Source organism: Bdellovibrionota bacterium (genome assembly GCA_035292885.1).
GTDB lineage: Bacteria > Bdellovibrionota_G > JALEGL01 > JALEGL01 > DATDPG01 > DATDPG01.
In genome coordinates this window covers 1-20,579 of sequence record DATDPG010000037.1, presented here as the reverse complement: position 1 = coordinate 20,579, position 20,579 = coordinate 1, and the positions used below count along the sequence as shown (strand labels likewise).

18 protein-coding genes and 1 riboswitch are annotated in these 20,579 nt (G+C 55.4%); of the genes, 13 read left to right on the top strand and 5 right to left on the bottom strand.

Annotation, left to right across the window (positions count from 1 at the left end):
- The 4 genes from VI895_03085 to VI895_03070 all read left to right on the top strand — a co-directional run.
- Positions 1-533: hypothetical protein (locus tag VI895_03085; GenBank protein HLG18787.1), on the top strand; the 533-nt coding region annotated here is incomplete at its 5' end.
- Positions 472-1,812 carry a hypothetical protein gene (locus VI895_03080; GenBank protein HLG18786.1) on the top strand — a complete coding sequence of 447 codons (1,341 nt, stop codon included), beginning with the start codon at positions 472-474 and terminating at the stop codon, positions 1,810-1,812. The genes VI895_03085 and VI895_03080, both read left to right, overlap by 62 nt.
- A 225-nt stretch (positions 1,813-2,037) precedes the next feature.
- Positions 2,038-5,121 carry an error-prone DNA polymerase gene (locus VI895_03075; GenBank protein ID HLG18785.1) on the top strand — a complete coding sequence of 1,028 codons (3,084 nt, stop codon included), beginning with the start codon at positions 2,038-2,040 and terminating at the stop codon, positions 5,119-5,121.
- Between the two features lie 59 nt (positions 5,122-5,180).
- On the top strand, positions 5,181-5,351 hold the full coding sequence (locus VI895_03070; protein HLG18784.1) for a DUF5679 domain-containing protein: 171 nt from the start codon (positions 5,181-5,183) through the stop codon (positions 5,349-5,351).
- Positions 5,352-5,354: 3 nt separating this feature from the next.
- Here VI895_03070 and VI895_03065 read toward each other — a convergent pair whose 3' ends face one another.
- Positions 5,355-6,878, bottom strand: coding sequence for a hypothetical protein (locus VI895_03065; GenBank protein ID HLG18783.1), 1,524 nt, complete (start codon positions 6,876-6,878; stop codon positions 5,355-5,357).
- 298 nt (positions 6,879-7,176) lie between these two features.
- On the opposite strand from VI895_03065, the gene hemE reads away from it, so the two are divergent.
- Together hemE and hemG are read left to right on the top strand one after the other, a co-directional pair.
- Complete coding sequence (hemE, locus tag VI895_03060; GenBank protein HLG18782.1) at positions 7,177-8,199, top strand: uroporphyrinogen decarboxylase; 1,023 nt, start codon at positions 7,177-7,179, stop codon at positions 8,197-8,199.
- A 166-nt stretch (positions 8,200-8,365) separates the two neighbouring features.
- The gene (gene hemG, locus VI895_03055) at positions 8,366-9,781 is read left to right on the top strand and encodes a protoporphyrinogen oxidase (GenBank protein HLG18781.1); all 1,416 of its coding nucleotides are present in this window, start codon (positions 8,366-8,368) and stop codon (positions 9,779-9,781) included.
- Here hemG and amrS read toward each other — a convergent pair.
- Genes amrS through amrB form a run of 3 tightly spaced genes read right to left on the bottom strand, consistent with a single transcriptional unit; the run spans position 9,778 to position 12,220 of the window.
- Positions 9,778-10,869, bottom strand: a complete 1,092-nt coding sequence (amrS, locus tag VI895_03050) for an AmmeMemoRadiSam system radical SAM enzyme (protein ID HLG18780.1) — start codon at positions 10,867-10,869, stop codon at positions 9,778-9,780. The genes hemG and amrS overlap by 4 nt on opposite strands.
- The gene (amrA, locus tag VI895_03045) at positions 10,866-11,417 is read right to left on the bottom strand and encodes an AmmeMemoRadiSam system protein A (protein HLG18779.1); all 552 of its coding nucleotides are present in this window, start codon (positions 11,415-11,417) and stop codon (positions 10,866-10,868) included. The genes amrS and amrA overlap by 4 nt, the downstream gene beginning before the upstream one ends.
- Positions 11,414-12,220, bottom strand: coding sequence for an AmmeMemoRadiSam system protein B (gene amrB / locus VI895_03040; protein HLG18778.1), 807 nt, complete (start codon positions 12,218-12,220; stop codon positions 11,414-11,416). The genes amrA and amrB overlap by 4 nt, the downstream gene beginning before the upstream one ends.
- Positions 12,221-12,278: 58 nt before the next feature.
- Between amrB and VI895_03035 the strand changes: the two genes are divergently transcribed.
- The 4 genes from VI895_03035 (at position 12,279) to VI895_03020 (ending at position 15,768) form a co-directional block, all read left to right on the top strand.
- Complete coding sequence (locus tag VI895_03035; protein HLG18777.1) at positions 12,279-13,139, top strand: hydroxymethylpyrimidine/phosphomethylpyrimidine kinase; 861 nt, start codon at positions 12,279-12,281, stop codon at positions 13,137-13,139.
- A gap of 1 nt (position 13,140) precedes the next feature.
- Positions 13,141-13,761, top strand: coding sequence for a thiamine phosphate synthase (thiE, locus tag VI895_03030; GenBank protein ID HLG18776.1), 621 nt, complete (start codon positions 13,141-13,143; stop codon positions 13,759-13,761).
- A complete protein-coding gene (gene thiL / locus VI895_03025; protein ID HLG18775.1) occupies positions 13,758-14,744 on the top strand; it encodes a thiamine-phosphate kinase in 987 nt (328 codons plus the stop codon). Before thiE ends, thiL begins: the two co-directional genes overlap by 4 nt.
- 71 nt (positions 14,745-14,815) lie before the next feature.
- Positions 14,816-14,909: riboswitch (cyclic di-GMP riboswitch) on the top strand.
- Between the two features lie 43 nt (positions 14,910-14,952).
- Positions 14,953-15,768: a PilZ domain-containing protein gene (locus VI895_03020; GenBank protein ID HLG18774.1), complete on the top strand. Its 816-nt coding sequence runs from the start codon at positions 14,953-14,955 to the stop codon at positions 15,766-15,768.
- On the opposite strand, the gene VI895_03015 is transcribed toward VI895_03020, so the two are convergent.
- Positions 15,726-17,735 carry a peptidase M49 gene (locus VI895_03015; GenBank protein ID HLG18773.1) on the bottom strand — a complete coding sequence of 670 codons (2,010 nt, stop codon included), beginning with the start codon at positions 17,733-17,735 and terminating at the stop codon, positions 15,726-15,728. The two genes, VI895_03020 and VI895_03015, sit on opposite strands and share 43 nt — an antisense overlap.
- A 330-nt stretch (positions 17,736-18,065) precedes the next feature.
- On the opposite strand from VI895_03015, the gene VI895_03010 reads away from it, so the two are divergent.
- From VI895_03010 to VI895_03000, 3 genes are all read left to right on the top strand, one after another.
- The gene (locus VI895_03010) at positions 18,066-19,217 is read left to right on the top strand and encodes an AAA family ATPase (protein ID HLG18772.1); all 1,152 of its coding nucleotides are present in this window, start codon (positions 18,066-18,068) and stop codon (positions 19,215-19,217) included.
- A 78-nt stretch (positions 19,218-19,295) separates the two neighbouring features.
- Entirely contained in the window at positions 19,296-19,874 is a 579-nt protein-coding gene (locus tag VI895_03005; GenBank protein HLG18771.1) for a hypothetical protein, read from the top strand.
- Between the two features lie 253 nt (positions 19,875-20,127).
- A partial coding sequence (locus tag VI895_03000) for a hypothetical protein (protein HLG18770.1) occupies positions 20,128-20,579 on the top strand: 452 nt, incomplete at its 3' end.

Below are 20,579 nucleotides of genomic sequence, written 5' to 3'. Positions count from 1 at the left end.
TCAACGAACTTTGCGGAAAAGAAGGCGGGGGAAAAGCTTCCCTGGCGTTCAAATCGGTGGCCGCGCTGACGCAGAAAAAAATCCCCGTGGCGTTGATCACGAAAGGAGCGAGCTTCTTTCCCCCTGCTCTCGCCCGGGAGGGAATCGATCTGGGCCGTATTTTGTGGCTTCGCCCCGAAAGCGAAGAGCGTTGCCGCTGGGCCAGCGAGCAGGTCGTGCGCAGTGGGCTTTTTCCTCTCATCCTCAACGCATACTTCTCCTATTATAACGAACGCGAAACCCGCAGACTGCAACTCGCAGCCGAAAGGAGCGGGAGCACGGTTCTCTTTCTCCGACACGCCCATCGTGGAACCGGAAACTTCGCGTTCGCCCTGCGATGCAACGTCGAACGATCCCGAAGCGATCGTCTCTATCTCCGGATCCTGAAAAGCCGGCGCATGCTTCCCAAACTTGAAATGGAGGTCTCCCTCGATGCAAAGACGAATCCTGGCGATTTATTTCCCGAAATCACCGGATCCCGCGTCGCTTCCTGAGCTTGCGGAGAAGCTTCTCGCTTTTTCTCCGCGGCTCGGAATCCGCCCGCCGGATCTGGTGTATATCGACGTCACCGCTTCCACACGCCTGTTTGACGGAGAATCCAACCTTCTCTCCCGTTTGTCTCGTTGGCTTTCGGAGCGACAGATTCAGGCTCACGTAAGCCTGGCGGATAATCTCGCCGCAGCCGGGGCATTGGCACGTTCGCGAACCATGAAACCGATTCTGGCCCCTTCCGGAGAAATCGCTTCTCTCCTTTCGCCCCTTTCGATCGAATCTCTCCGATTTCTCGTCAATCCGCTTTCGCCTCCAACCCCCGCGGAAACAGACGCCGCCTCACGCGCGATTCAGGTTCTCACCCTTTTGGGACTTCGTACGCTCGGCGATTTCGCCCGGCTGCCGGCCTCCACCATCGGCTCTCGTTTCGGGCCTTTGGGAGTTGACCTCCATCGACGAGCGAGGGGGATCGATGAACTCCCCCTCCGCCCTTTTGAACCTTCCGTCACGTATCGGGAGTCCCACAGTTTTGAATCCTCGGTCGGTTCTCTGGAGCCGATCCTCTTTGTGGCCAAAACATTGTTGGAAAAATTGGAGCGACGCCTTCAAAAAGATCTGAACGCGGCGCTGGAGCTTGTCCTCTATATTGAAACGGAAGATTGCGTGGAAACGGAACTTTCCGTTCCGCTCTCCCGCCCGCTCCGGCGCTCCAAAGGCCTGCTCCAGATCGTTCGCGAGCGGCTTTCACGGCTGACGCTTCAAGCGCCGATCGTATCGTTCGCCGTCGAGCTTTCGCTGCCGATCCGTAAGCGTCCGACTCAATTCCATCTGTTTGACGCCAATGTCGCCGATCAACAGGAATCCTTGGCCGAATTGCTGGGGCGACTGGTCGCCGGCCTCGGGCCCAACGTTATTTCGGCGGCGGCTCTGCGCGAACGATATCGTCCGGAATTTTCGTGGAACCCGGTCCCTTTCCAGCCTGAACAGAACAGTTCTCCTCCACCGCCTCCCGCCACACTCCCGCTTCGCCCTTTGTTGCTTCTCTCCCCGCCCGAACCGTTGGAAGTGGAACGAAGAGAGAACTCTTTTTTCCTCCGCTCCAAAAAAGAGCGTTACGCCGTGCTTTCACTCGCCGGGCCGGAGAGATTGGCCGGCGAATGGTGGAGCGGCGACGCTTACGCGCGCGATTATTTCGTGGCGGAAGCCGAGGGGGGGCAGCGCCTATGGATTTTCCAAAACCTCCCCGACCAGCGCTTTTTCCTCCATGGGTATTTTGATTAAATACTCTCGTTCTCTGTTTATTAAGAACGACGGGCTCCGGTCGCGGCGGTATCCCCCAGACCATGCTCGTACCTGCGCGTGGTCTGGGTGCCCCCGCCGCGCCACCCGTCTTCGTTCTTTGAACCCACATCCGTGGACGGAAACTCCTTCCTTGAACAGATGTGCGTCCGATTTTTGGCCTAACGAAAATCAGATGCATTTTGCAAAGGAAAATGGATTTTAAACATGGGTACGCCCGCATATGCAGAGCTGCGGTGCAAGACGAATTTCTCGTTTTTGGAGGGAGCGTCGCATCCGGAAGAACTGGTTCAGCGAGCCAGGGAACTTGAGCTTTCGGCTCTGGCCGTTACCGACCGTGACGGTGTCTACGGCGTCGTTCGCGCGCATACGGCCGCCAAAGAATGCGGCTTGCCTCTGATCGTCGGCGCCGAAATGACGTTGAACGCGCGTGGACTGAAAATACCGATCGTTCTCCTGGTCACTTCCCGCCAGGGCTACGCCAATCTTTGCCGATTGATCTCGACGACCAAACAAGCTGCACCGAAAGGAGAGACTTTTCTCCGCTGGGAAGATCTCCGCTCCCGTTCCGGAGATCTTTTGGCCTTGTCCCCTCCTCCGTACGACGCTCCGACTCTGGAACACCTTAAAGAGATTTTCGGCGCGCGGCTTTTCATTGCCCTCCATCGAACCCTTGAAGCTTCGGATATTCGCCGAACCGTGGAAGCCATCGAACAATCCAAACAGTTCTCCATCCCGATCGTCGCGACGAACGACGTTCATTATCATGCCGCCGGCCGGCAAGCGCTTCACGATGTCCTGACGGCGATCCGGCACAGGACGACGGTGGAGAAAGCGGGGCATCTTCTCTTTTCCAACGCCGAACGGCGCCTCAAATCCGTTCGTGAAATGGCCGTTCTTTTTTCAGACCGGCCCGAGGCTCTCCGCCGCTCGGTCGAACTGGCCGAGCAATGCTGTTTTTCGCTCGATGAACTCCGATACGTCTATCCCGACGAATTTCTTCCCGCCGGAAAAACCGCCCATGAATTTCTCTCCGAGCTGACGTGGGGAGGCGCAGAGCGGACCTATGCCTCCGGCATTCCGGATGACGTCCGCCGGCAGCTGACTCACGAACTCCGCCTGATCCGCGAACTCCGTTTCGAAGATTACTTTCTGACGATTTGGGACATCGTGCGGTACGCCAGATCGCGGGGGATCCTCTGCCAAGGACGGGGCTCGGCGGCCAATTCCGCCGTCTGCTACGTTTTGGGAATCACCGCCATCGATCCCGTCCGGATGAATCTCCTCTTCGAACGTTTTCTTTCGGCCGAACGGGGAGAACCTCCCGACATCGACGTCGATTTCGAACATGAACGGCGCGAAGAGGTGATTCAGTACATCTTTCAACGCTACGGCCGCGACCGGGCCGGCATGGTGGCGGAAGTCATCTGCTACCGGGAACGCTCCGCCCTGCGGGAGGTTTCGAAAGCGCTCGGCCTTTCTCACGAGCGGGCCAATAACCTGGCAACGTCCTATCACCGGCGCGATTACGGAGAAATCAACGAACAGTTCTTGAAAGACCGCGGAGTGAATTCTTCTGCCACGTTTTCCAAGCAACTTCTTTCGCTGGTCACACAAATTGGGGGATTCCCGCGGCACTTGGGAACCCATGTGGGGGGATTTGTCCTCACCAAAGATCCACTTATCGAAAGCGTCCCCATCGAGAATGCCGCCATGCCCAACCGCACGATCATTCAATGGGACAAGAACGACCTGGCTGCAGTCGGAATGCTCAAGGTCGACATTCTTGGCCTCGGCATGCTCACCGCTCTCCGTAAATGTTTCGACTCGATCAACAACTCAGATAAGCGTTCATTATCGCTTTCTGCAATTCCACCCGAAGATCCGGTTGTTTATGAAATGATTTGTCAGGCCGATACGGTGGGGGTTTTTCAAGTTGAATCGCGCGCGCAGATGGGGATGCTCCCCCGCCTTCAGCCGAGAACCTTTCCCGACCTCGTCATCGAAGTCGCCATCGTCCGCCCCGGCCCGATTCAAGGCGGGATGGTGCATCCTTTCTTGCGCCGCCGGCGAGGAGAAGAAAAAATTCGCTACGCCCATCCGGCGCTTGAATCGATCTTAGCCAAAACCTGCGGCGTCCCTCTCTTCCAGGAACAGGTCATGAAAATGGCGGTCGCCGTGGCCGGTTTCAGCGCCGGCGAGGCCGATCAACTCCGCCGGGCCATGGGCATTTGGCGGACGTCGCGATCGAAAAGTATTCTCTCGCTGGCCGATCGGCTGATCGGCGGCTTGAAAAAAAACGGCATTGCTCACGCCGATGCGCTTGAGATCTTCAAGCAGATCGAAAGTTTCGGCGAATTCGGATTTCCGGAATCCCACTCGGCCTCTTTCGCGCTGCTGGTTTACGCCTCCGCTTATTTGAAATGTTACTATCCCGTCGCGTTCACCTGCGCCCTGCTGAACTCCCAGCCGATGGGATTTTACGCTCCTCATTCCCTGATCGAGGACCTCCGCCGGCACCACCATGAAATCCGCCCCGTCGATATTTCTTCCTCCGGATGGGACTGCGCGCTCGAGCATCCGGCGCTCCGTTTGGGATTTCGTTTGGTACGGGCGATCAGCCGAACGACGGCGAATCAAATCATATCAAAAAGAACGGCGCGTCCGTTTGCATCGCTGGAGGATTTTTTCGTTCGAACCGGTCTCAACCGAACCCAGCTCTTTTATTTGGCCGCCGCCGACGCTTTTTCCTCATTCGGCCTGGATCGCCGCCAGGCGCTCTGGAAACTCGAGGCGCTTTTCTTAAGCCACACCGAATTGGACGGAGACCGCCCTCTCCCCGAACCGAGGGTGCATTTTCCCGTCTTGTCACCTCCCGAAAGAGTTTTGACCGATTACGAGGCGGTCGGCGTCTCCGTCTTCGCCCACCCCGCCGCTTTGGTACGCGAGCAGTTGGAGCGATACGGCGCCATCCCGGCCGATCAATTAACGCGTGAAACGCCGGGGAAAAAAGCCCGCGCCGGTGGATGGGTCATCGTCCGGCAAAGCCCCCCTACGGCGCACGGAATGGTTTTTCTGACGCTGGAAGATGAAACCGGTTTTGTAAACGTCGCCGTCGACCCGAAGAATTATCAGCGCCTTCGAGGCACGCTTCATCACTCGTTTCTTTTGATCGAAGGAGCCCTTCAACGCGACGGTCTCGCGGTCAGCATTCTCGCCTCCGACGCCTGGCCTCTTCGTTTCGACGACGGCTCCAAAACATTTTCTCTCAAGAGCCGAAACTTCCATTAGCGAATAGGTTGACCAATCAAACGAACCCCGGTTAAATGCCGACTTCTCAAGGAGAGGACATGGCGGACGAGACTCTGGAAGCATATTGCGTCAAATGCAAAGCCAAGCGCACGGTCAGCAACCCGCAGACCGTTCAGATGAAAAACGGTCGCCCCGCGGTTAAAGGCAACTGCGGCACCTGCGGAACCGGGATTTACAAAATCCTTTCCTCCAAAGCCGCTGCTAAATAGTTCTCATTCCAAGAACCCTCGTCTCCGAAAAATATCTTCGAGCGTCTTCAAATGGCGCCCGCGGTATAGCGCGCGGTCGGCCGCTTGCACGGCTCGATACGTATCGATCAGAAGCGTCGTCCCCATTCTGCCGGTGGACTGAATTCGACCGAGTGCCTGAAGAGCGATTCGATCCGCCACGCCGGCCCCATCTCCCCTTGGTCGCCCCATCTGCTCGCGAAACTCCCACAACGCTCCCGACCACACTTTTCCCGCCTCGTGCGGATCGGGATTCTCATGCGTTGAGTACGCGAGATCGGTGTTGCACTTTCGGAGAGGAGAACCGTCCGTAAATACACCCCGCCCCAAGAACGGCACGTTCAACAGCGCACACGCGAAGTAGTCCCCGTACCCCTCGTGAATGGCTCCGCCGTCCCCGATATCCCACATCATTTTAATGTGGGCCAGATGGTCGACCACGGCGTGGCCGTACTCATGAATCGTCACGGAGTTGTCGCGCGCGAGATCGAGGATCGTCCCGTTCCCGTCTCCCAGGGCGATCATTTGACCGTCGTAGAACGCGTTGTCATATCGATCGCCGTAGTGCACGACGACCGGAATGAGGCCGAATGGGTTATAGCCGAGCTTCTTAAGACCGCTGACCGCTAAGTCTAAAGCGTAATAGGCTTGAACCTCATCCAATTGAGCATCGATCTCGGTGAAATAGTATTTTCCGTCGGATTTCGACACATTGGGCCCGTCTTCGTTCACAATCGAATGTGTCGGACTTTCCAGGCGCTCGAAACGGATCAGATTGGTCAGTTCCACGGGCGTTACCCCTTTGGACGTGTTCGGATCGATTAAGTAGGCATTCCCGTAACCGGTGATCTCCCAAATTCGCTTCTCGTACGTCATCAGTTTCCGAGAAGCCCCATGGATGTAGGCCCGATAGCGGCCTTTCGGATTTTCCGTACCCATCTCGACGGCATACGCCAACGTGATCCCTCTTTTATCCGTCGATTGGGGATCCTCCACCCAAATCGCCTCCGCTTTCGAAACGTCTACGATGTTTCCCAATCGGTCGCCGAGAACTTTCTGCATCTCCTGGACCGCAATGGCCACCACATCGGCATCCGTTAGCGGCGTCGCCGTGGAATGGCTGAGGCAGTCCGATTTGCACAGCGTAGCCCCGGTTTCCTCGATATCACCCAACGGGTTGAAACAGATCTTGGAAGCGGCCCCTAAGACGGCGATCGATCGATAGGTCTGAGCGTGCGTAAAACAAAAGTGCCCGGCGATTTCGACACTCTCGACGGCCGCGAAATCGACATCGCTTTGGAACCCGTAGGCGTCCCGCAAACTTGCAAGGTAGCGGGCCGTGGCCACGAACGCTCTCTCGTAGGCGGTCTCCCGTCCGCCCGCGAGTTTGTTTGAAGCACTGAAAAACTTCCTCGATTTTTCAAATGTTGTGGAATCGGACGCCAGAACGAACGAATGACCCAGACACACCGATGCGACGATTGCGGTCGCAATCCTCCCCCTTCGCATGGATCCCCCCTTTTTCCAAGCGTTTCCGTCTTTTGGACGGCGGAAGAATCGCCGCAAAGTGAACGGACCCGTGCCCGGGCCGTTGCGCCTGACAGCGACCTTCTTATTTCAGAGCTGTTTGGATGTCCCCCTTCAGCTCCCCTTCACTTTGTACTTCGTCCCCACGAAGTACGCCCTTTCATTCCCGCATATAACAAGTCGCAAAAAAAATCCAGGTAAATTTTACAAAATTCGCAGCGACAACCCGCCCGTCGATATCAGATGAAAATGCCCGACTCTTCTGATAGGCGTAACGCCCGTGAAGGAATCCACGTTTCTTAAAGCTTGTCGCGGCGAACGCACATCATTCACGCCCATTTGGCTCATGCGACAGATCGGCCGGTATATGAAGGAGTACCGCGATTTGCGCTCCAACGTGGGATTCCTGGAACTCTGCAAGCGTCCCGATCTGGTTTGTGAGGCCACCGTCACGGCGGTGAACAAGATCGGTGCCGACGCCGCCATCATTTTCGCCGATATCCTGTTAATCACAGAACCGATGGGGTTTCAGTTGGAATTCAGCCAGGGCGACGGACCGGTCATTCACAATCCCTTTTCAAACAGCGCCGATCTCAAACGTCTGCGCGATCCCAACCCGAAGGAAACCCTTAAATTCGTACCGGACGCAATTCGGCTCGTTCGCAAGGAGCTCCGGCCCGATATTCCCGTCATCGGCTTCGCAGGCGCGCCTTATACCGTCGCGTCTTATATCATCGAGGGGGGTTCCTCGAAGAACTTCGCAAAGACGAAAGCGCTGATGCGATCGGATCCCGACACGTGGAATCGACTCCTTTCGCACATCGCTCGAGGAACGGCATCATATCTGCAGGCTCAAATCGATGCCGGCGCCGAAACTGTACAACTTTTTGACAGTTGGGTGGGATCGTTGAGTCCCGAGGATTACCGCACTTACGTGCTTCCCCACTCCAAAACGATCTTCGACGCTCTCCCTTCCGAATTTCCCACGATTCACTTCGGAGCAGGATCCGGATTATTGCTGGAAGCGATGAAAGAAGCGGGAGGCAGCGTCATCGGCGTCGATTTCCGAATTTCCATCGCCGATGCCCGCAAACGTTTAGGGGATATTTCCGTCCAAGGCAACCTGGATCCCACCGTTCTGCTTTGCCCGCGCGACGTCATCCAAAAGGAAGCGAAGAAAGTTCTCGAAAATGCCGGAACCGTCGGCCATATCTTCAATCTGGGGCATGGAATCCTTCCGAATACTCCCGAGGACAATGTCCGCTTCCTGATTGACTTCGTTCACGAGACTTCGGCTCGATGATGAACCGGTCTCATAAATGTTTTCTGCTGCGACCGGCTGCAAAGCCCGTGCTCTATGTTCTCGGGTCAAAATGTCCTCAACGTACCTATTCAAGTACGCTTCCGGGCATTTTGACCCCGCGGCCTCGATCGCGGGCTTTTCGCTCGGTCTCGCGACGAATCCATTTATGAGACCGGTTCTTCGTGTCACAATTATCGGCGGCGGTATTGCGGGCCTCGCTTCGGCGTACCGCCTTCTGGCGAGGGCTCGCGAACGCGCCGTTTCTCTCGACCTGACGCTGCTCGAATCTTCCGATCGGCTCGGCGGTGTGATTCAGACCGACCGTCGCGACGGATTTCTCTTGGAAAAGGGCCCCGACTGTTTTCTTTCGGTGAAGCCGGCGGGCTTAGCTCTAGCCAAGGAGTTGGGCCTTGAATCGGAACTGATCGGAACGCAGCCCGATCATCGAAGAAGCTTTATCGTCCGAAACGGCCGACTCCTTCAGATGCCGCAAGACTTTTACCTATTGGCTCCCATTTCGTTCCGCCCTTTTCTCTTTTCACCCGTCATCAGTCCATTCGGAAAAATGAGATTGCTACTCGATCTCGTTCTCCCCGCCCGGCGTTCGATTGATGATGAGTCGCTCGCCTCATTTGTCCTCCGGCGCCTGGGAAGAGAAGCTTTGGAACGGGTCGCCCAGCCGATGGTGGCGGGGATCTACTCGGCGGATCCTTATGAATTGAGTTTGATGGCCACCTTCCCCCGTTTCCTGGAAATGGAACAGAAATATGGAAGTGTGATCCGCGGCCTTCGCGCCGCCCGAGCGGCTCAGAACGGTGCTTTCGGAAAAGCTGAGGACGCGAGCGGACCGAGATACGGTCTCTTTCTCTCCTTTCGACAGGGGATGGACACGCTCACAAAACGACTGGCGGAGAGAATTGCCGGATGTAACATACGAATGAAAACAAAAGCCAAATCCATCGTACATTCGTCGAAGGGTTGGGAAGTTCGGTCCGATTCCGGTGAAACGCTTCCGTCGGATCTCTTGGTTCTGGCGATATCGGCGCCGACAGCTCAGAGATTGCTCCGGGACGTCGCTCCTTCCGTATCGTCCTTGCTCTCCAAGACGAGCTACTCTTCCGTAGCCACAATTAATTTTGCGTACTCCCGCCGAGATATCGACCATCCCCTCGACGGCATGGGGTTCGTAGTTCCCGCTGTGGAAAACCGGCTTCTTCTCGGTTGCTCCTTTTCGAGCGAAAAATTCATCGATCGTGCGCCTGAGGGGTCGGTCCTGTTGCGGGCGTTTGTAGGTCAGGAATCGACGAATCTGGACGACTCGTCCTTGATTTCGACGACGCAGCGCGACCTCGAGCGTTTGCTTCAGATTCATAAACCACCCACCTTCACCTCGCTTTCGAGGTGGACGGAGACGATGCCTCGTTATTCCGTCGGCCATCTTCAACGGCTCCAAGAAATGGAATCGCTTCTGAAGGATATGCCGGGACTCTTTCTGGTCGGTAACGGTTACAGAGGAATCGGAATTCCCGACATCGCCGAGCAGGCCGAGCAGGTCGCGTACCGTGCTTTGCAGAAAGACTAAAGGATTTTCGAAATTCGTTGAATAGAGACCGGAATGCGTTGGCGACCGAAGGCCTTCGTGAAAGGACCGAACCGGCCGGCGATGGCGGTTCCGCAACTGGGGCACTTACCTTCGGCAGTTAGAAGATATTCGTCGATCTCGTACCAATCGCGAACGATCAGCGCCTTTCGGCAGTTGGGACAAAAGGTCGTGTCCCCGGCTGAATCATGAACATTTCCGGTGTAAGCGAAATGAAGGCCTGTTTTTGTGGCGATCTCATATGCCTTCGTGAGCGTCGAAACAGGTGTTGGCGGAACATCCAGCATCTTATAGTCGGGATGGAATGCGGAGAAATGGATCGGGACGTCCGGACCCAGATTTTTCAAAATCCACTCGCACTCTTCCGTGATCTCCTTTTCCGAATCGTTGTATCCGGGGATGACCAGCGTCGTAATCTCAAACCAAACTTTTGTTTCGTTCTTTAGATAAACCAACGTCTCGAGAACAGGCGCCAGATGCGCTCCAGTCAACTTGAAATAGAATTCTTCCGTGAAGGCCTTGAGATCAACATTGGCCGCATCCATTTTCGCGTAAAATTCCGTTCGAGGTTCGGCATGGACATATCCCGCCGTCACCGCCACCGCCTGAAGTCCCCGCTCATGACAGGCATCGGCGACGTCCATCGCATATTCGGCAAAAATGACCGGATCGTTGTATGTAAACGCCACGCCCTTGCAGCTCAGCTCCTCGGCTCGGAGGGCGATCATCTCCGGCGTCGCCTGATCGGCAAGTCGCTCCACGTCCCTCGATTTGCTGATATCCCAGTTTTGACAGAATCGACATGCAAGGTTGCACCCCGCCGTTCCGAACGAAAGAACGCTGCTTCCGGGATAAAAATGGTTGAGCGGTTTTTTCTCCATCGGGTCCACGCAAAAACCGGATGAGCGACCGTACGTCGTCAGAATCATTTGATCGCCGACCCGTTGCCGGACAAAGCAGTGCCCCCGCTGACCGTCATGCAAACGGCAATCTCGCGGACAGAGATCGCATTGCATCCGGCCGTCTTCCAGCATGTGCCACCAGCGACCGGGATAAGGGATGCTGTTCATAGGTCCTTCTCCCTCCACTTTGTCACCGCATAACGATAGAGCCGAACCTCCGGCGACCAGAAATTGGGCGCCAAACCCGCTTTAAGTTTGAGTTCCGTCAAGAACTTCCGGGCGTCCGGCAGTTTTTCCCACACCTGGGGAAGAAATGTACTTCGGACATGGTTGTCTTTAAAGACGACGCCGTCGATTCCCGGACGAAGCTGGGCGATGGCTTCCTCCTCGTTGGAAAACGTGAGTTCCGTCAGTGGAGAAAGGAGTGACACTTCGATTTCGGTCCCGTCGAGCTCGTCCGGTTCCAGGGGCGGGAAGCGATAATCTTTAAGGGCCGCGGCCACGGCGTTTTCTTCCACGTCTTCTCCCAACGAACGCCGCGCCTCGATGGAACCGATGCAGCCCCGCAGCTCTCCGTTGTGCATGATCGTGACGAACGTCGCTCCCGATTCGTTCAGCCAATTCTCCTTCCGAATCTCTTCCGTCCGTTCCCCCAACTCTTTGGCGATCGCATTCCGCGCCAATCGAAGAAGAATTTTTCCCTGCTCCTCGGTCATGAACGTCCGCCTTCAAAAAATGCAAAGGCTCCATACCCCACGACGCGGTCTTTATCGCCGGCGGTATCGCCGGAGTTTCGAAGATCCAGAAGTTCCGCGCGCCAGTGATGGCGCCGGGCCACATCGAGCACACCGTTGACCGGTGTGGCGCCGCACGCCTGACGGTGGCCGATCGGCAGGTCGAGACTCACGATCGCTTCCGCCGTTCCCTGATCCACCCGGCGACAGGCTTCGTATGGAAGGTAATGCGATAGGTCGGAACTGATCAAAACGAGCGTTTCTTTACCTCCCAGACACAGTTCGATCACTTCGCCGACTTCCTCCGGAGTAGCATCTCCGACAGCGAATGGAAGCAGCTTAAAATCCTTTAAGGATTCCTGAAGGAAGGGGAGCTGTACTTCCAAAGAATGCTCGAAGGCATGGACGGAATCATTTTCCACAACTTGCGGCAGTTCGAGCGTCTTTCGAGCGAGTTCACGATCGATCTCGATCTCTCCCAACGGTGTCCGAAAACGATTTGCGGCCGGGAGGGCAAGCCCGTCCACCGGCACACGATGGCACGGGCCCAGCAGGACGACACGCCGAATTTGATCCGCCATCGGACGTAGCCAGGCGTACCCCATGGCCGCCGTCGGGCCGGAATAGATATATCCCGCATGGGGAACGATCAGGGCTTTGGGCGTTCGCCCTTTGGGTGGCTCTGCCGCTTTCGAAAGAAGCATCGCGACATTTCGTTTCAGTTCCGCGGCCTCAGCCGGATAAAAGAGTCCCGCGACAGCTGGAGGCCGGATATCCGCCTTCATTCCATTCCTCCTCGGTCCAAAGTATCGGTTTGATGCTTGCCAGAATCAAGGGGCCCTCATGACCCGGCTCAGGTTTGCTTTCCTATTCATGGTCTTCTATGAAGCGCCGGTGCTCGATCAAACTTTACCCCGAGCCCTAACCATCGCCGGGTTTGATCCCACCGGGGGAGCCGGCATCCTCGCCGATAGCCGCGTATTTGAGCGCTTCGGATACCGCACGTCGGCCATATTGGCCTGCCTCGTCCCCCAGAGCGTGGATCGAGTGTTTTCCGTCGAGCCGGTATCCGTTCCGGCGTTTCGAAGACAATTCGAAGCTCTTGCGGATGAAGCGGCGCCGGACACGATCAAAATCGGCGCGATCGGCAGTGCGGATCTTCTCGCGCCGATCCACGAATATTTGCTCCGAACATCTCACCAGCCATCGGTGGCGGATCCGGTTTTACGGGCGTCCGATGGAACGGAGCTCTTTCCTCCGGAGGCTCGGAAAGAATATTTGGACAGGCTCGGCCGACATGTCGCTCTCCTGACGCCAAATGCCGGCGAAGCATTTGCTCTGAGCGATTTGCCGGATACCGAATCCCCCGTGCGAGCGGCCGAAATACTGCTCTCGAGCGGCGTGCCCGCCGTTCTCATAAAATCGGCGAAACAAAACGCCGAGATTGTCGCCGATCTGTTTTGGCCCAAGAATCTTTCTTCGCCGATTTGGTTCGAGCATTCCCGGCGACAAGAAGCCATGCCCCATGGAAGCGGCTGCCACCTGAGTTCCGCGATCGCCTCATACTTAGGTCGGGGCGAAAATCTTGAAAGCGCGGTTCGAAAAGGCCTCACCTGGTTTCAACGAGCTTTGGTTGAATCGCCGATCCGTTCCTCCGTTCGTTCGATCTTTCGCCGGCTTCCCGCGCCGGTCGAGGAGTTCTGAGATGCGCAAATCGATCGGTCGACTTCACGTCCTTGTTTCCAACAAAGAACTTGCAAAAGCGGCCATTGAAGGCAACACAGATGTCGTGCAGTTCCGCGCGAAGAATCTCAAGGACCGGGAATTTCTATCGGCTGCACAAGACATCGCGATGCTTTGTCGATCGGCGCGGAAGATTTTCATCGTGAACGATCGCGTCGATGTCGCACTTTCGATCCGGGCCGACGGTGTCCATTTGGGACCTCACGACCTCCCCGTCCGACACGCACGAAGAATCTTGGGAACCGGCTTCCTGATCGGAGCCTCCGTCGATACACCCGAGGAGGCCGCCGCCGCTCGGGAGGCTGGAGCCGATTATCTGGGCGCCGGGCCAGTCTATCCGACTGACTCCAAACTCGACGCAGGGCCGGTGTTGGGTCTCGAAGGACTTCGAAACATTGTCCGATCGACGCATTTACCGGTCATCGCGATCGGCGGAATCCGCACCGATCGACTCCCGAACGTCCTTGAAACAGGGGTTCACGGCGTGGCGATTCTTTCGGCGATATCCCGCTCGGCCGATCCCACGGCGAGTGTCTGGCGGTTTCACCAACATTTACATCGGCCGTCCCTCGGAAGTTCATGATCCAGCGCTCCGGAGAGTTCGTCATCATCGACGACCTGGCCAGGATTTTCGGTCGGCCGGCTTACGGCTTGGGGATCGGTGACGATGCGGCCGTTTTCTCTCCAAGGGGAGGGATGGATCTCGTCTGGACGACGGACGTCCAAGTGGACGGGTTTCATTTTCATTGGGATTGGATTTCGCCGGAGCCGTTGGGCCGCCGGGCCGCAGCCGTAAGTCTAAGCGATTTGGCTGCCATGGGCGCGAGGCCTTTGGGTGCCCTTGTTTCGTTTCACCTCCCCCCGTCCATCGACCGCTTGAAGATCCTTTCTGTTGCTCGCGGAATTCAGGAGCGGGTCAGGGACGCCGGGGCGCATATCTTGGGCGGCAACCTTACGGGGGATAAAACCTTTTCCGTAGAGATCTCTTTCATCGGTGAGGTCCCGTCCGGGCGCGCGCTTCTGCGCTCCACGGCCCGCGAGGGAGATCATGTTTATGTCACGGGTGTTCCGGGTTCCGCAGCCCTTGCATTGCTCCTATTTCAAAAAGGATTTCAACGCGAAAACCTGGCGAAAGAAATCATCGACCGTTGGAGAAACCCCTTGCCTCGCCTTGTCTTGGGCCAGAAATTGATCGGCTTGGCGTCAGCGGCGATCGACATCAGCGATGGGTTTCTAGCGGACGGCGCCCACTTGGCCGCGCAGAGTCATGTCGATCTGGAAATCGATGAGTCTGCCCTTCCGGAATCCGATTCCCTCGTTGAAATCGCCCAAAAGCTGGGGACCTCCTTTAGTCAAGTACGTTTCGAACCCAGTGACGATTATGAACTTCTATTTACGGCTCCTGCATCGGCCCATAGCGAAATTTTAGAGCTATCGAGCGAGCCCATTCACCGAATCGGCCGAGTATTAAAAGGAAATGGCCAAGTTTGGCTCCTTGGAAGAGACGGAACTAAAGATACTGTTTTGCCACTAGGGTGGGACCACCTTGCCCAATATCAAACATAGTGTATTGATATCAATCATGTTAATTTACATGATTTACTAGAAACTAAAGTAACGATATAATCATTCTTGGCGACGGCCAGTGGCAAACCCGGTGAAAGCCGGGGACGCAAAGCCAGGAGGCTACAGCGTGCGTAAACCGCACGCCATGCCCGTCCGGTTACCGGTGTGGAGACATCGTGAACGAGTTCTCCGAGGGAGGGAGTGTGCGATGCCGCTGAACCCGGTCCTGGTTCTTAATAATCTCGATTACTTCGAACAATTTCACGAAAATCTTTGCACCGCCCTCCGCCAACTCAATTGCTGGCCCGTTGTTCCCGCCCGCTGGCCGAATAAGGCGAAAGAACTCGGTGAGTTTTTCGATCTTTGTCGCTTGATTCTGGTCGATCCGACGATGCAAGACTTCGACCTCGATCAACTTCGAACGTCGCTGCTCTCCTGCAACCCGGTCCGGCGTCCAAAAGTCATTGTCGTCCGGACCCACCCCGACGACGACATCCGATCCATCGAAGAACGGCTGGAATCCGAGTCCTCTCTTGTGAAGACTTACTCCTTGCACGAAATGGTGTTTGCGTTTAACCGGTGTCTATTCCCCCGAGTTCAAAACCGACGTCGTTTTCCGCGGGCGCTCGCCACCGTCCCGGTCGAATTTCGCGATACCCGGTCCGGATTTCCCCTGAAGGAGATATCGTTCAATCTAAGCGGCTCCGGACTCTTCATTCAATCGTATCAACCGCAAGAACGAGGCTCGACCATCGACTTCATGATTCACCTGCCGGACGGACAGGAGCCGATTCAATGCCGGGGACACGTGGCCTTCAGCAAAGCGTTCGTCTTTGCTGCGAATAATCTGACCCCGGCCGGCATGGGAATTCATATCGATCAAATCGATCCGAAAGATCAGCTGCGCCTTCGCGCTTTCGTCCACCCGCGCCTGCCGCGAGCAGACCGTATTAAGACGGAACGCTCAATCGTGAAAATCGTCTACAATCGCGAAGGCAAACGTTCCAAATCGGTCGGCGAGTAACCCGACCAGGCCATCTGTTGCCGCAAAAAACTCTCCGCGTACGAGATCTTCACATCCTTCGGTTTGCCGTTCTCGTGAACCAGATCTAACTGCGGAAAGATGTATGCATAATAGCTCGGGAGTCCCAATTCCCGGTTCCGACGACGAATTTCGGCCGCAAGATCGGGGTCGAATTGCGTCGCGTCGAATTCTTCGGCCAAACGACGAATGGCCGGCAAATCACCCTCGGATTTGATCCGCTGCAATTCCCGAAGCAACTCCGCGACGGCCTCGCGCATTTTCGAAATATTTTCATCCGGCACCATCCAAAATGTCTTGGTCCGACCCCCGATCTTTTCTTTGATTTCGCGGACCACGCCTTTTTTCATGAAATAATGCACGGCGAAATTTCCGCCCACGGCATGCGGCTCCTCGATAGCCTTCGCCCCTTCCGGCAGCTCCGCAAGATTCATCATTTCCGATGCGGGATAACTCTTGTAGAGAGCCCGCGCGGCCTCCTCCGTCCAGTCCTTTCGAATCCGGAACGTCTCCGGGTCCCAAGCATGATGAAGCGCCAAAAGGTCCGCCCGTTCCTCCTCCAGCCAACTATAAAATCCCGGAAGATGGTCTCTGGGGGTTCCCTTCATCCTGTCGCTCTGTTTTCCGGAAGCGTGCCCGAGGGCCTCGTGAAATCCCACGAGGATTTCGGCCCCCGTTCGGCGGTGTTTCAACACGATCTCTTGATCCGGCGGATAAATGAACTCGTGGACCCATTTTTCGCCCCTGAACGCCTCTTTCGTCGTCCGAGCGTTCCACAGGAGCACGTTCTTGCTTCCATATTTTTGCCGAAGAGACTGATCATTCGGAAGGTTCACACCGCTCCAGCTGATCGGGCCGCCGTCTCCGGTTTCGATCAATACCTCGACCATGTTGGCAATCGGTTTGATTCCTCTTCTTTTGTAAGCGTCGGCGAACGGCGCGTGACTCTCGTATTGATCGGCTTTCGCCGCAATTTCCCGCAGCCAGCCGGAGGTTCCCTCATTGATGAAAAAGACGGTTCCCTCCCAGGCTCCCTTTTTTTCACGGGCATCCCGGTATTCCTCGATAAATCCGTTGATCGTATCGACGGTCGGCCGGTCGTATTCCAGCCAGGCGATGTTGAACTGGGCGAATGTTTCATTGTCTCCCGTCCGGTAGAATTCGATCAACCGCCGGAGCGCCCGTGCGTTGACTTCATGAGCAAAGGGCAACGCAGCCTCCAAGTGCGAAATCACGGCCGATAGTTGCTCGGCGTAGAGTCCGGGCGGCACGTTTCGTGTGGGATCCCCCGCGCGATAGACTTTCTCCTCCAACTTCCCTTTGTTTCGAACCACTTTGGAGTTGAGCGGATATTTCTCCGCGAAGCCCTTGAGATCATGTTCACGCAGACCCCGTTCATAATAATTGTTGGCACTGGCGGTCAGGAGATCCTCTCCCGGCCCCGGCGACCGGCTGGTGCAGTAAGGCTCGACTTTCGGATCGAAGACCGCCGGCCGAAGCTCGGCCAGGTGATCATTTAAACTCTTTCCTCCCAGCATGAACTTCGCTCCGTTTTTCTGAGCCGATTGGGCGGCGAAGGACAGTTTTTCAAACGTAAGCCCCGAGGGCGGGAGGATCTTCGCGAACGTAAGATGGGCGTAGATGCCGGCGTTCAAGTATTGGAGTTTTAAATAGTGCGCGATGTCGTTCAAAACGCCCCGATCGACCCCCTTGGAGTGAAGCAGGATTTCTTCGCACAAGTTCTTGATCGGAAGAGCATGGCGATGATTCTGATCAAAATTGATATCTCGCCCGGCTGCGGCCGCCTGATACAAGTGATACGCCAGCATCTTGTCTTTGAACGAAAGACGCTCAAATCCCGATACCGGCAGCCGAAGAATCGCGTGACCGTCGACGATTTCCGCTTTGAGATCTTGAGGGTTCGATCCTGAAGTTCTCGAAATTTTCATGCAACCTCCGACGAACAGGATGGCACTTGCAGCAAGGGCCGCGCGACGAATTCCCATGTGAGACCTCCAAGCATAATGGGTGAACACAACATAAAAAAGGTTGGCCGCCGAATGGTCAATGAAAAAACGGTTAGGGCCCGTGAAAGAAGATGTAGATGTAAAGGTTATTCTTTCACGGACCCTTAGGTGGGATGGCGCACCATGGGTCACCGGTGCATCGACATCATGATATGGATCTACAATTCGATTAGCCCCGGAGGCTGCCCGCGCCGGACTTCCTTATGCTACTTTAAACTTGGCATGCCAAAATCATCATGATAGTGGATGGATGTGTACCGCACTCGAAGCGTCGAACCCCAAATTCTTCAGGACCTGAGGGAAAAATTCGTTTTTATTTCCGGTCCCCGTCAAGTGGGCAAGACGGAACTCGCAAAGAGGATCCTCTCGCTTCAACCGGGGAAATATTACAACTGGGATCTGATCGAAGATCGTGAGGCGATTCTCAAAAAACAGTTTGTTCACGATTCCCTTGCCGTTCTGGACGAAGTGCATAAATACGAACGATGGAAAACGTTCGTCAAGGGGATATTCGACAAATATCACGAAGAGCTGAAAATTATCGTAACCGGAAGCGCACGGCTCGACATTTACCGGCGTGGGGGAGACAGTCTCTTCGGAAGATATCATCTTCATTACCTTCATCCCTTTTCCGTAGGAGAATTGTCCGGCACGGAAATCTTGCCTCCTAAAATTATTTTCGAGCCGCTTGAGAGAGGAGTCTTATATGATTCGTTATTCGAATTCGGAGGATTTCCAGAGCCGTTGTTCAAGAATTCGAAAGAGGCGCACCGTCGATGGTCGATCACCCGGCGTGAACGTTTGATCGAGGAAGACGTCCGATCCTTAACCTCCATAAAACTATTAGGGTTGTTGGAACACCTGATGCTTCTTCTCCCCACAAAAGTGGGAGCTCCCCTGAGCATGAACTCCCTGAGCAGAGATTTGGAAGTCGGGTTCAATACGGTCAAAGGGTGGATTGAGAATTTCGAACGTTTGTTTATTGCGTTTCGGGTTTCGCCATTTACCCAAAAAATCACGCGAAGCTTGAAAAAAGAGAAAAAACTATACCTTTGGGATTGGTCGCAAGTTGAGAGCGAATCCGCGCGATTCGAAAACATGGTCGCAAGCCATCTTTGGAAGGCGGTGACCTGTTGGAGATCGCAAGGGTACGGGGATTTTGAGCTTCGTTATCTTCGGGACCGCGATCGAAGAGAGGTCGACTTCTGCGTGATAAAGGATCGACGCCCCTGGCTTCTTGTGGAAGCCAAGGCTTCCGACGAACAGCCTTCGGAGCCGCTATATTATTTTTCGAACAAGCTAGCCACGCCGGCAGTCCAGGTGCTTCACAAAAAGAACGTTTTTAGGAGGAACGGACCGGTGACCACGATCAGCGCGGATGTTTGGCTGCCTCAACTGCCGTAGACGTCGAAGAACTATTCGAAAAGATACGGGAGCGACCCATAGACAGGAACTTTGCTTTCCGGTAAGGGGCGCCCAATCATGACCCGCGACTCCCTATACGTTCAGATCTTCAGCATGACCGATCATGCGAAAGCGCTTCAGGATCGGTATCAAGGCAATTACGAGGGATTGAACGCCCGGCTCCAAACTTCGCAAATATCGGGAGGAATGCTTCAAATTTCCACGCAGGCGAAGGGACCGCAGGGAGAAATCGACCGTGAAAAAATTGAAGGCGCGAAGGCCGTTGTCGCGTATCGACACACCGACACCGGCGTCCTTCAAGGAACCTCGGAAACCTTGATCCCCATCGAGCAATTTCCCTGGACCGATCTTCCCGGTTTTGAAGTCATCGGGACACTCCCAAAAGAAGGAATTCACATCAAATTGTGGAATCAAGATTTGAAATTGCCGGTGGACCGGGTGACCTGCATTCATTTCGGAAAAACGGTTGTCTACCTTCGCAACTACGGCGTCATCGACAACATCCAGTGGAGCGAGGACGTGTTGGATCACGGTCCCGGCCAACTCCATGCCGAGGAAATTGATCAGGATCTTACGATCGCTCCGCCGTCAGGATCGGGGATGAGCGTCAAAATGGGTCAGGACACAAAGCAATAAGTCTGCACCAATCGGTGCAATGAGATTTATTAAATAATCATAACAAGTTATGTCCCAGACCTGGGGTCTACGCTGCACGATCCCGTTCATAAGTGCAGTTCGTGGCGCGCAGCGACAAATGGACGGTCATTTTATCCCTTAATTTCAATGACTTGATTGCGAAAAATGTTGGCCCAATGGCATAGAGCTTGCTCACCCACCGACCCGGAATTTAAAAAAAGCTGTTGGGCACAAACGGAGGTAGAGAAAGATCATGTTGAATGTCGGAGCTGTAAAGAAAGCCCATTACACGGCTGATCGATCCCAATGGGACAACGGCCGCCCGCCGTGGGTCGATCAACCCAAACAGACTCACTCCGGCCATCCGATCCGAGAAGTCCCCTGGACGCTCCCGTATTACACGCAATCTCTCTGCCCCGAATGCACCCGTGTGGTCAAAGCCCGCAAGTTCGCGGATGACGGCAAGGTCTGGATGGAAAAGACCTGCAAGGAACATGGCTACTTTAAGGAACTGATCTCGCCCGATGTCGATGTCTATATGGACATGTTTACGTTCCGCTTCGGCGACGGCCAGGGGGTTTCGAACCCCATCGTTCCGGATGGAAAGCGTTGCCCCGAGGACTGCGGTATTTGCAACATGCACCACAGCCATACGGCGCTCGCCAACGTAGATCTAACCAACCGTTGCGACATGACCTGTCCGGT